10 protein-coding genes and 2 rRNA genes are annotated in these 11,214 nt (G+C 61.1%); 4 read left to right on the top strand and 8 right to left on the bottom strand.

From position 1 onward, the window contains the following. Nucleotides 1-106: ribosomal RNA gene (locus tag H6A60_RS05470) — 23S ribosomal RNA — on the top strand; the annotation flags it as partial. Between the two features lie 99 nt (nucleotides 107-205). Further along, a 5S ribosomal RNA gene (gene rrf / locus H6A60_RS05465) occupies nucleotides 206-320 on the top strand. Between the two features lie 191 nt (nucleotides 321-511). On the opposite strand, the gene H6A60_RS05460 is transcribed toward rrf, so the two are convergent. Next, the gene (locus tag H6A60_RS05460) at nucleotides 512-1,726 is read right to left on the bottom strand and encodes an aminotransferase-like domain-containing protein (protein WP_205102398.1); all 1,215 of its coding nucleotides are present in this window, start codon (nucleotides 1,724-1,726) and stop codon (nucleotides 512-514) included. Between the two features lie 463 nt (nucleotides 1,727-2,189). On the opposite strand from H6A60_RS05460, the gene H6A60_RS05455 reads away from it, so the two are divergent. Then, nucleotides 2,190-3,515 (top strand): MFS transporter, encoded by a 1,326-nt coding sequence (locus H6A60_RS05455; protein ID WP_205102397.1) that lies wholly within the window; start codon nucleotides 2,190-2,192, stop codon nucleotides 3,513-3,515. 30 nt (nucleotides 3,516-3,545) lie between these two features. Here the strand turns inward: H6A60_RS05455 and nth are convergent, their stop codons facing one another. From nth to H6A60_RS05430, 5 genes are all read right to left on the bottom strand, one after another. After that, nucleotides 3,546-4,280: an endonuclease III gene (nth, locus tag H6A60_RS05450; RefSeq protein WP_439145077.1), complete on the bottom strand. Its 735-nt coding sequence runs from the start codon at nucleotides 4,278-4,280 to the stop codon at nucleotides 3,546-3,548. Between the two features lie 57 nt (nucleotides 4,281-4,337). Then, on the bottom strand, nucleotides 4,338-4,979 hold the full coding sequence (locus tag H6A60_RS05445) for an RnfABCDGE type electron transport complex subunit B (RefSeq protein ID WP_205102395.1): 642 nt from the start codon (nucleotides 4,977-4,979) through the stop codon (nucleotides 4,338-4,340). Nucleotides 4,980-5,122: 143 nt separating this feature from the next. Then, nucleotides 5,123-5,872: an FAD-binding oxidoreductase gene (locus H6A60_RS05440; protein WP_205102394.1), complete on the bottom strand. Its 750-nt coding sequence runs from the start codon at nucleotides 5,870-5,872 to the stop codon at nucleotides 5,123-5,125. 186 nt (nucleotides 5,873-6,058) lie between these two features. Next, nucleotides 6,059-6,391, bottom strand: a complete 333-nt coding sequence (gene fdxA / locus H6A60_RS05435) for a ferredoxin FdxA (RefSeq protein WP_205102393.1) — start codon at nucleotides 6,389-6,391, stop codon at nucleotides 6,059-6,061. A gap of 228 nt (nucleotides 6,392-6,619) precedes the next feature. Next, nucleotides 6,620-8,332 (bottom strand): FAD-dependent oxidoreductase, encoded by a 1,713-nt coding sequence (locus tag H6A60_RS05430; RefSeq protein ID WP_205102392.1) that lies wholly within the window; start codon nucleotides 8,330-8,332, stop codon nucleotides 6,620-6,622. 183 nt (nucleotides 8,333-8,515) lie between these two features. On the opposite strand from H6A60_RS05430, the gene dinB reads away from it, so the two are divergent. After that, nucleotides 8,516-9,607, top strand: coding sequence for a DNA polymerase IV (gene dinB / locus H6A60_RS05425; protein WP_205102391.1), 1,092 nt, complete (start codon nucleotides 8,516-8,518; stop codon nucleotides 9,605-9,607). A gap of 69 nt (nucleotides 9,608-9,676) precedes the next feature. Here the strand turns inward: dinB and H6A60_RS05420 are convergent, their stop codons facing one another. Continuing rightward, nucleotides 9,677-10,447, bottom strand: a complete 771-nt coding sequence (locus H6A60_RS05420) for a BPSS1780 family membrane protein (protein ID WP_205102390.1) — start codon at nucleotides 10,445-10,447, stop codon at nucleotides 9,677-9,679. 209 nt (nucleotides 10,448-10,656) lie between these two features. Continuing rightward, on the bottom strand, nucleotides 10,657-11,088 hold the full coding sequence (locus H6A60_RS05415) for a hypothetical protein (RefSeq protein ID WP_205102389.1): 432 nt from the start codon (nucleotides 11,086-11,088) through the stop codon (nucleotides 10,657-10,659). Nucleotides 11,089-11,214 lie beyond the last annotated feature (126 nt).

The following is an 11,214-nucleotide window of genomic DNA, read 5'->3' as shown; positions in this document are numbered from 1 at the left end:
GACCTCCCTAAAGAGTCGTTCGAGACCAGGACGTTGATAGGTCGGGTGTGCAAGCGCTGCGAGGCGTTTAGCTGACCGATACTAATTGCTCGTGCAGCTTGATCCTATAACCGTGAAGCCTTGAAGAGTCGAAGCTCGAAGAGGATTTCCAGAAAGAATCGAAGCGCAGTCGGAACCTGCAGTCATTTCCTTCCAAAGTTTTCAGCCTGGCGACCATACCGTTGCGGAACCACTCCTTCCCATTCCGAACAGGACAGTGAAACGCTTCAGGGCCGATGATAGTTGGTTGTATTTCCAGTGAAAGTAGGTCATTGCCAGGCTCCCCATAAAGAAACCCCTCGATGCTCAGCGCTCGAGGGGTTTCGTCTTATCTGGGTTCTGAAGAGCCGTCGATTGTCTGAATCGCTTGCCTAAACGAAAGCCGCGATCGCTTGGGCTTCGATCGCGGCTTCTGTTTTCATCGACCGTCAGTGACTGCAAGGGCGGCCGCTAGGACGGCGAGATACTTTCCTTAAAGGAACTTCTGAAGCGTCTCGGCGATGGTCTTCACGCCTGCAACGATCTTCTCTTCGGGGACCGTTACGAACGACAGACGCGCCGTATTGTGCTTCGGATGGTTGGCGTAGAAGGCGAAACCCGGCACGAAGGCAACAGGCACCTCTGCAGCGATACAGGCCTTCAGAAGTTCGGTTGCATCGACATTTTCCGGCAGTTCGAGCCAAATGAACATGCCGCCCTTCGGGTGCGTCCACTTGATCTGCGGGTGCTTGGGCAGATACGTTTCAAGCGCATTGAGCATGCATTCGGCGTGCTGCTTGTAGATGCCGCGCACGTACGGCAGGTGCTTCTTCATCAGATCGAGCTCGAGGCAGCGGGCCGTAATGAGCTGCGTATAGGTGGCGGTATGCAGGTCTATGGCAGTCTTCATTTCGGAGAGCGCGTCGATGATGATCTTCGGCGCCATGAAGTAGCCCAGACGGAAGCCCGGCGCGAGTACCTTGGACATCGTGTTGAGCGTGATCGTGCGTTCCGGCGCAAAAGCACGCATGGAAAGCGCCGGTTTTTCGTCGTAGTAGATCTGACCGTAGGGATTGTCTTCAAGAATCCAGAAATCGTATTCGCGCGCCTTTTCCGCCAAGAGCTTGCGGCGTTCGACGTCGATCGAGCGGCCCGTCGGGTTCTGGAAGGTCGGCATGACGTAGGCGAGGCGAGCGCCGCGGCATTCTTCACCCATGGCGGCCGGATTGAGGCCCTGTTCGTCGCAAGGCAGTTCTACGAACTCGGGCTGCGAGAGCTGGAAGGCCTGAAGCGCGCCGAGGTAGGTCGGGCTTTCGACAAGCATCTTCGAACCCGGATCGAGGAAGAGGCGGGCGATCATGTCAAGACCCTGCTGCGAACCCGAGCAGACGAGTACTTCTTCGGGCTTCGTCGGCACGCCGTTTTCAGTTTCCCAATGCGCAAGTGCGGTGCGCAGTTCCATCACGCCTTCAACGGCAGAGTACTGGAGCGCGCGGCGGCCTTGGTTGTCGATCACCCAGTCTGCGGCTTCTTTGACGGCTTCGAGCGGGAAGCCTTCGGGGGAAGGCAGACCACCGCCGAAGCTGATTACCTCAGGCCGGCTTGCGAGTGCAAGAATGTCCTGGATGATGGAGTTGCCCTTGGGCTTGCCGATTTGGCTGAAAACGGGCGTGGGAGTACAGGTGTTCTTGCAGTCGCAGGTTGTCATGATTATTTCTCTTTGAAAAGGATGCGTTTGCGCTTCGTTGGCCGAAATGGGGCAGGCGAAGCCGAAGCTGTCCGCCGCCCGTGGCGCTTATCCGAATCCGGAGGTCTCGGCGTGGGAAGTAAGCGCAGGGACGCACGTTTTTGAAGCGATCCACGATCCATTCTATGTGCGGGTTCTTGTGGCGCACTGTCATTGCCCGTCATCGGGATCGCGCTATGTGAAGGTTTTTCGACGCAAAACGGGGTCGCATAGGTTGAGTGCCTTATTCGTGCTTCATCCGTGCGGTTTACGAAAGCACGAGATCCCGATAAACATCGCTTCGAAGCAGCTGTGCGTCACGGATTCTCCTTTGACGACAGAACGAAAGACACACCTACCTTGGACTAGATCTAAAGGCGTAGAAAGTTAATAAAAGGTCTACAATTCGGATCCTAGGGAACAATAAAAGGGATGGCGAAACGGCATGCGAAAATCGGCCACTTTTGATGCTTCGCACGGGTGTTCGGGCGGCGTGTGCTCGTGGGGGGCGCTCGTCGCGCTCTTTTTCTTCGGCTGGATGTGCTTTGCGGCTGACCGGCTGCTTCTCAACCCCATGCAGCCGCTCATCAGTTCGACATTTGACGTCGGCAACGCCGAGTTCGGTCTCGTGATGACGGTCTTCCTCGCGGTCTACGGCCTCATGCAGATTCCGGTCGGCATCGCTGCCGACGTTTTCGGCTGCCGGCGCATTCTCATTGTCGGCATCGTTCTCTCGGGCGTCTTTACGGCGCTCTACAGCACCGCGGAAAGCTTTGCGATGCTTTTGGCGCTGCGCTTTTGCGCCGGTTTTTCCGAATCGTGCTACTACGGGCCGCAGTATGCGCTCGCTTCGCGCTTCATCCCGACTCACCGTCGCACGCTCGGCTTTTCGATCATCTGCTGCGGGCAGCCGATCGGCATCGCACTCGGGCTCACGGGTGCGAGCCTTCTCGCCTACAACCTCGATCTCGGCTGGCGCATTCCGTGCGCGATTTACGGTGCAGTGACGCTCATTGCCGCCATTGCCGTCATTCGGCTTGTACCGAAGGACAATGCGCCTCGCGAGCAACGGGCCGCCAATTCGCAGAGCGCGCAGATGCCGTATCTGAAGCGCTTGGGGCTGCTCTTTAAAAACCGCACCTACGTTGCGCTTCTCATTCTCGGCTTCATCGACATGATGGTCTTTCTCATGATGACCACGTGGGTGCCGGTGTTTCTGCGGGAAACGAAGCTTCTGAACGAGTCGGTTCTGAGCTGGCTCGCTTCTTCCATTACTTGGGCGGCGATTCCCGCCGCGCTCGGCTGGGCCTGGGTGGCGGACCGCTTCCGCTGCCGCAAGCAGCTTCTTGTCATTCTCTTTCCCATTGCGGCGGGGAGCCTTTGCTTTCTCAAGGTCGCCGACGGGGTCTGGGCGACGACCCTGGCGCTCGTACTCTACGGCATGACCGGTAAGCTCGGGATCGATGCGATACTGACGAGTCTCATTGCCGATGCGGCGCCCGACAATCTGCGCTCGAGCGCGTTCGGCTTTTATAACGCCGTCTCCATGACGGGCGCGACCTTTTCGCCCGTCATCCACGGGATGCTTCGCGACGCCACAGGCTGCTGGGACGCGTCCTTCACGCTCTCGGTGTCGCTCCTTTTGATCGGCGCCTTCGCGTTGCTTGCCATATTCCTCAAGGAAAAGGTCGAGAGCGAAGCTTCGCGCGCATCGCACGAAGCGAAAGTGCCGAATGCCGTTGAAGCCTGCTCGCGTACGGAAGGACATTGATGCCCCTCTTCGAGCGGCGCCGGTGTGCTTTTAGGCTTTTGTTGCCGGTTTGGCTGCGCGCTTTCTCGTCGCTTTGGGCTTTGCGGCTGCAGCAGCGTCTTCGCCGGGGCGCCCGATTTCCACAGCCTTGAGGCGCGCCTTCTTTTCGGGCGCAGAACAGAATGCCGAGACGGGGCAGCCTTCGCATTCGGGGTTGCGCGCCTTGCAGCAGTAACGCCCGAAGAGCAGCAGCCAGTGATGTGCGTTGAGGCGGAACTCTTCAGGGACGATCTTGAGGAGTTTCGCTTCGACTTCGTCGGGGGTCTTCCCGCGCGCAAAGCCCGTGCGGTTGCATACGCGGAAGATGTGCGTGTCGACGGCGATGGTGGGCATGCCGAACGCAACGTTCAGAACGACGTTGGCGGTTTTGCGCCCGACCCCGGGGAGCGCAACAAGCGCAGCGAAGTCGCGCGGCACTTCTCCGCCGTGCTTTTCGATGAGAATCCGGCTCGCTTCCACGATGTGCTTGGCTTTCGTGCGAAAGAGGTTGAGCGTCTTTACGTACGGAATGAGGCCTTCAACGCCGAGTTCGACCATCGCTTCGGGCGTGTTCGCGACGGGAAAAAGCTTCGCCGTGGCGATGTTGACGCCCTTGTCGGTTGCCTGTGCCGAGAGCATGACGGCAACGAGCAGCTCGAACGGGGTGGTGAAGGCCAGTTCGGATTCGGGGTTCGGGAAGCGGTCGCGCAGCTTCCCCATGAAGGCGGCGCGGTCGGCTTTTTTGATCATGACTGTTTCTCTCTGGGCTTGGCGGTTCTTCAGTGCGCGGTCGGCGTGAATGGTTCAGCGCTTTGCGCCTTTTTTCGCGAGCGCCATGATGTCGGCAAGGAAGTTCTTGCGCTCGATTGCTTCCTTTTCGCCCGCATCGGCACGAAGGCGCTTTAGGCGTGCATCTTCTTCGGCGCGTCGCTTGACGCGTCTTGCCCACGTTTCTTCAAACATCGCTTTGGCACGGGCGGCGTCTTCGTCGCTCCAAATGGTGCCGGTTTCAACGAACTCAATGCAGTCCATCGGACAGGCGGGTGCGCAGAGCGCGCAGCCCGTGCATCGCTCGACGAGTATGCCGTGCAGATGCTTCGGTGCGCCCGCAATGGCGTCTGTCGGGCAGGCCTTGGCGCACCAGCCGCAGCCGATGCAGTCGGACGCACGCACGTGCGCGACGGCAAAAGGCATCTCCTGACCGTACTCCGGGTCGAGCGGCACTTCCGGTTCTCCCGTTGCGCGGGAAAGCTTCGCAATGCCGCGCGCGCCGCCCGGCGCACAGCGATTGATGGCGGCGCGACCCTCTGCAATGGCGCGAGCGTAGGCCGCGCAGCCTTCAAAGCCGCACTGTCGGCACTGCGTTTGAGGAAGCAGCCGATCGATGGCTTCGGCTCGAGCTGAAACGGCGGATGCGGGGGAAAGGCCGGCGTTTTGCGCAGTCATGACGTCAAGAAATTTAGTGTGTTGCAGCGAAGTAAAAAGTCGGAAAGAAAGCGCCCGAACCGACGGTCTTTGCCGCATTCGGGCGCTTCACAAGCGTGATCTTAGCGTCGAGCGAACGCAAATGTGCTCAAAGAGGCAAAGGATCACCAGAAAGTTTCGACGACAAGCTGTCCGGGGCGGCCGAAGCGCGGCGACACAATGCCGCGGGTCTTGAGTTCGGCGCGCATTGCGTCGACAAATCCGGGGTTGCCGCAAAGCAGCACGCGGGCGTGGGTCGGGTCGAGCGTCCGCCCGACGACGCGCTCGAGTTCACCGGAAGCGAGAAGTGCGGGAATGCGTTCGCAGAAATCGCCTTGGCGCGACGGATCGGTTTCACGCGTCGTCGAAACGAATACGCGCAGCTTCGCTTCATCCTTGAGTTCTCCGCCAAGCTCGCGGGCAAGCACCGCTTCTTCGGCTTTGCGCACGCTCTCGACGAGCACGATCTCGGGCCACGCACCGCGTGCGGCGGGGTCGCGCAGAATCGAGGCGAAGGGCGAGAGGCCCGAACCCGTTGCAAAGAGCCAGAGCGTATCGCCGCCCGAAATGCGTTCGGGGAGCAGATTGCCCTGCGCTTCACCGTCAAGCAGCACGGTTTCGCCCGGTTCGAGCGCCGTGAGCCGCGGCGAAAGTTTCCCTTCCGGGACAGCCGTGACAAAGAAGTCGAGCGTTTCGGCCGACGAGGCCGAGGCAATCGAGTAAGCGCGCATGACGGGTTCGGCTTCGCCCTCGAGCGCGAGGCCGAGGCGGGCAAACTGCCCGGCCTTGAAGGTAAAACCTTCGGGCTTTTCAAAGCGCAGCACGAAGAGGCGCGGTGCGGCGGCGCGTTTCTCAAGAAGTTTGATGGTCTGCATGCTGGATGGTCCGCGTCTGCGGCATGGTGTCTGGTGAATGAAATCGATTCGCAATAATCGATAGTTTTCCGCAATTGTATCGCGGTTGCGGATCGGTTGATTCAAACGCGGGCCAAAAGAAGAGCCCGTCCGATCAAGTGGATCGTACGGGCTCTTGCAGGCGGCTCGGGCGAGTGCAGTGCGCTCTCAGTCCCAAGACTTCTTCAAGAACTGGATCTTGCCGGTTTTGCCGCGCCATTCGTCGGCATCGTCGGGGGCGGGCTTGCGATGCGTGATCGAGGGCCACTCACGCGCGAGTTCCGCGTTGAGCTCGATGAACTCCTGCTGATCTTCCGGCACGTCTTCTTCGGCGTAGATGGCCGCTTCCGGGCATTCGGGAATGCACACGGCGCAGTCAATGCACTCGTCGGGGTCGATCACGAGGAAGTTCGGGCCTTCGCGGAAGGCATCCACCGGGCAGACGTCGACGCAGTCGGTACGCTTGCAGCCGATGCAGGCTTCGCAGACAACATGAGCCATTTTTGTTTTTTCTCCAAGGAGTCGGTTTCAGCGTTTTCGGCCGGCGCCGCCCGCAGCGCGCACCGCGCAGGGCGAGCGGCTGTCGACCGCGGAATTTTTTCGAATCTTTGAATTGTATCGCGTTCAATCAAAAGAAAAACCGCCCAAAAGGCGGGTTTTCGAGTGGGCGATCGAGGGACTGCCTGCGGCTGCCCGTGCAGCGCAAACAGTCCCGGAAAACGCAATGCCTTAGCCGCGCGGCGCTGTGAGGTGCCAGTAGCGCATGCCGCCCGCGAGCACGAAGACCGCGCGGGCGGGGTCCTTACTCGCAAGAATGCGCGCAGCGGCATAGGCGCGAACGGCCGAGCGGCAGATGACGACGACGGGCTTGTCGGCAGGCACTTCGTCGATCTGTTCGCGCAGCTCGCCGAGCGGAATGTCGAGGCGCGGCGCATCGATTGCGTCTTCAGCGATTTCCTGCGGTTCGCGTACGTCTAGGAGCGTTACGCCGCGAGCGAGCGTAACGTCGTCGCCGAGGTAGGGCGTTTCACCCGCAAGGAGAACACGCAGCTCTGCGGGCTCGATAAAGCGCACAAGGCCCGAGAGAATGTTTTCGGCGATGTGGCCCGCCGTGTTGACGGGATCCTTCGGACTCCCCGTCTGCGGGCAGTAGCAGAGGTCGAGCTCGGCCAAGTCGTGCACGGTTGCATTAAAGCGCATGGCGGTGCTCACGACATCGATGCGTTTGTCGGCGCCCTCGCGTCCGATTGCCTGCGCGCCGAGGACTCGTCCGTCCTTATCAAAGAGGAGCTTAAAGACGAGATCGACGCTGCCCGGGTACCAGGCGACGTGGTTGCGCCCGATCACGGTTGCGCGGAAGAAGTCCTTGTGCGCAACGAGTCCTTCGTTCAGAAGCGCCTGTTCGCTCTTGCCCGTCGACGCCCAAAGCGTGCCGAAGAGCGAAATGCCGTTCGTGCCGAAGCCGCCCGGGACGGGGCGCGGCGTGAGGCCTGCAACGGTATCGGCAGCCTTGCGGCCTTCCTTGACGGCCGTGCCCGCGAGCATCATCGGGCGCATCGCGCCCGTGTTCGGATCGGGGCTCGTCGCCACGTCGCCCGCGGCGAAAATCGACGGGTCGCTCGTGCGCATAAAGGCGTCGGTGAGAATCGTGTCGCGCGGACCGAGTTCGAGCCCCGCTTCTCGCGCGAGCTGCGAGCGCGGCATCACGCCTGCGGCGGAAATGACATCGTCAACGATGAGCGATTCACCCGTCGAAAGCGTGAGGCGAATCGTGCCGTCTTCGAGCTTTTCGGCCTTCGTGACGGAGGTTTCGGTGTGAATGAAGAGATTCTTCGCTTTCGATTCGGCCAGGCGAATGAACGCGTTCGAGAGTCCCGCATCGTTGCGGCCCATGATCGTGCGGCCGTATTCCAGGAGGTGCACGGTGCCGCCGCGGCGAACGACGTTTTCTGCCGTCTCGAGGCCGACGGCGCCCCCGCCGATGATGCCGACGCGGCAGTTCGGGGTGCGGGCCAGTTTCTCTTCAAGACGCAGAGCGTCTTCCGGGCGCCAGAGCGGGTGCGCGCATTCGCGCAGACCCTCGATCGGCAGGATGCGCGCGTCGGCGCCCGTGGCGAGAATCAGGCGGTCGTAGGGCGAGTCAAACGTTTCGTTCGTCTGGAGATTGCGCACGCGCACGCATTTCTTGTCGCGATCGATCGAGAGCACTTCGTGGCGCTCGCGAATCTCGATGTCGTAAAGGGCCTCAAGGCGTTCGCTCTTTGCCGCGTAGAGTCCCTCGGGACGCACGACGCCGCCCGCGTAGTAGGGCAGCGCGCAGTTGGCAAAGGAAATCCGGTCGCCGCGTTCGTAAATGACGATCTCGGCGTCTTCCTGGAGGCGCTTCAGGCGCGTAGCGGCCGTAATGCCGGCGGCAACGCCGCCCACGATGACGATGCGCATGGGAAACACAATCCTCTTCGATGTTATGTGAAAGAATTCGATTCTAGGGCGTTCTTTCACGGCCAATCGCGCGAAGCCTTCTTCTACTAGGTAAGTCTTGCGTAGGATGCGCTCTCGCCCGTGAAGCCCGCCGCCCGCTCGCGATTCGGGCGGCTTCGACATTTCGGCGCCCCGGTTTTCGATATGAGTCAAAGCGATCCGATCTTCCCGAACGACGTCTCCCGCAAGATTCTGCACATCGACATGGATGCGTTCTATGCGGCCGTCGAGCAGCGCGACCGCCCGGAATTGCGCGGCTGCCCCGTGGCGGTCGGGCACGCCGACGCGCGCGGCGTCGTTGCAACGGCGAGCTACGAGGCGCGCCGCTTCGGCGTGCGAAGCGCGATGCCGAGCCGCAGAGCCCGCGAACTCTGCCCGTCGCTCGTCTTCGTCGAAGGCCGCATGAGCCACTACAAGGCCGTTTCCGCCGAGATTCGCGAAATCTTCAGCCGCTACACCGACCTCATTGAGCCGCTTTCCATCGATGAGGCGTATCTCGACGTCACGCACAATAAGCTCGGTCTTTCGCTCGGCGTCGAGGTCGCGCGCCGCATCAAGGCCGACATTCGCCGCGAGATTGGACTCGTGGCTAGCGCCGGGGTTTCCTACAACAAGTTTTTGGCGAAGATCGCCTCCGACTGGCGTAAGCCCGACGGGCTTTGCACCATCCATCCGGCGCGCGCTCAGGACTTTATCGACAAACTGCCGATCGAAGCTTTCTGGGGCGTGGGGCCGGCAACCGCCAAGCGTTTTCATTCGCTCGGGATCACGACGGGGGCCGAACTGCGCGCCATGCCGCTCGGGCGCCTCACGGACAATTTCGGCCAGATGGGCACGATCTTCTACAAGTTCGCACGCGGCATCGACGAGCGCGAAGTGACGCCCGAGCGCGAGCGCAAAAGCGTCGGCTGCGAAGAGACGTTCCCGGAAGACGTGCGCGGAGAGCGCCTTGAAAAGCACCTGGAAGCCATCGCCGAAGATCTCGCCCGACGACTCGCGCGCCACGGGTTCGAGGGATCGACTCTGACTCTCAAAATTCGCTTCTTCGACTTCACGACCAAAACGCGCAGCGTCACGCAACCGCGCGCTTTTCTCGAGAAGGATTCGATTCTTGAGGCCGCGCACGCACTCTTGGCCGGGGTCGAGATCCCGCCGGGCGGCGTGCGGCTTTTGGGGCTCTCGGTAAGTTCGCCCCTCGAAAAGCCCGACGAACGTCAGGGCTCGCTATTCGATTGAGCGTAAAACGCTGCGGGCCTCGTTCTCAAGGCCCGCGAATATGTGTTCCGTACGTTTGCGGCAGCGCGATCAGCCTTCGACGCGGGTCGAGCCGAAGAAGTCGCGGAACATTGCCCAGACACCGGCCTGCGAGAGCGCCGAAAGGAAGCACATCAGAATGGGCGCCGTAAAGGCGACGGCCGCCGGGAGTCCGATCGCGGCAAAGAACGCTTCGACGGCAAGCGTCACGACCGTGGCGCCGACAAGGAGCACGACGAGGTAGAGAACGATCGGGCCGAGATTGCGCAGGACGCCGAAAAAGGAGAAGAAGAGGCTCTTGCCGACAGGCTGCTTATTGAGTGCGATCAATAGCGGCGAAAAGGTTGTGAGCATCAGAAGCGGCACGTAAAGCGCGAAGGCGACAACGAGCGCCGTGGTCGGGAAGTTCGCGTAAATCGACTCGAGGTCGATGCCTTCGGCCGTGATCTTCCACTTCTCGAGCGACTCGCGCCCGAGAATCGCAAAGACGGCAGAAACGATTTCAAGCCAGATCGCCGAGAGGATCCCGATCGTGAAGAACTGGTTGCGAAGCTTGCGGTCGGAAAAGGCCTTGCCGAGAACGCCGTACCCGGGCGTTTTGCCCGAAAGTGCGTCGCGTGCGCCGAGCCCCGTCAAAATCGCCCCGTAGGGCATCCAGAGGCTTGCGAGCAGCATGCCGACAATGGGCAGGCTCGAAAGAAGGCCGCTCGCCAAAAGCGAAAACACGACGACGCCCGTGTAGGCAAAGGGCTGCGTGCGCACGGCGCGGAAGGATTCGTTCAGCCAGAAGGTGCTCTGTCGAAGGCTCGATTGGGAGGCCATGAGTGAATGGTGACGGATGGAGATCGTAAGGGTGAAAGGATGTGAGAGCGGGCAGCACGCAGGCGTCAATCAAAGCTCAACCGAACATCTCTCGAAGTCGAACAGTAAACGACGCAGGACGCCCGATAAACCGCATGCGGATGCGGTCTCGGGCGTCCTGTTTCCTCAAAGAAGCCTCTCGCGAGACTTGAAGACTGCCCAAGGCAGGATTACCAGCCGAATTCGATGAATTTCGGTGTGCCGAGCGTGCCGCTCGGGTTGCCGCCCGGATAGGTATCGATCGGACGGTCGGAGCGGTTTTCAATCTTGTAAGGAATCTTGGTCGAGCCCGGCGTCACCACGTATTCGGTCACGTGGTTGTTCGGGTCGCGGACGGCCTCAATTTCCGTGCGCTTGCTCGGGTGCTTCGGTGCGTGGCCGCGTTCGCGGTCTTCGCGCGCTTTGGCCATGTCTTCCTCGGTCGGCGCAAGCGACATGCCGGCGTCGGGCGACTTCGGTTCGAGCGTGCGCGCGGGCTTCGGCGCCTGCGCGCGAACGGCGTCAACGTCGCCGGCGTAAGGGGGCGGTGCATCGGGACCGGCGGCAACGGCAAGGCCCGAGGCGATTAGGAATGCCGTCGTGATGATTGTTTTTTTGAGCATCTTCGTTTTTCCCGAAAGTGGATGGGGCGCGGTACTCGCAAAGGGCGCCGAACACCCTGGGGGGCGCGGGAGGCGCGCTGGTTTTCAGCCGGACAGCCGAGCCGCTCCTCCGTCGGACTCGGATAT

Source organism: Sutterella massiliensis (assembly GCF_016899755.1).
GTDB lineage: Bacteria > Pseudomonadota > Gammaproteobacteria > Burkholderiales > Burkholderiaceae_F > Sutterella > Sutterella massiliensis.
Note: the sequence above shows the minus strand (reverse complement) of the source record. Positions and strands in the feature narration are given on the sequence as shown.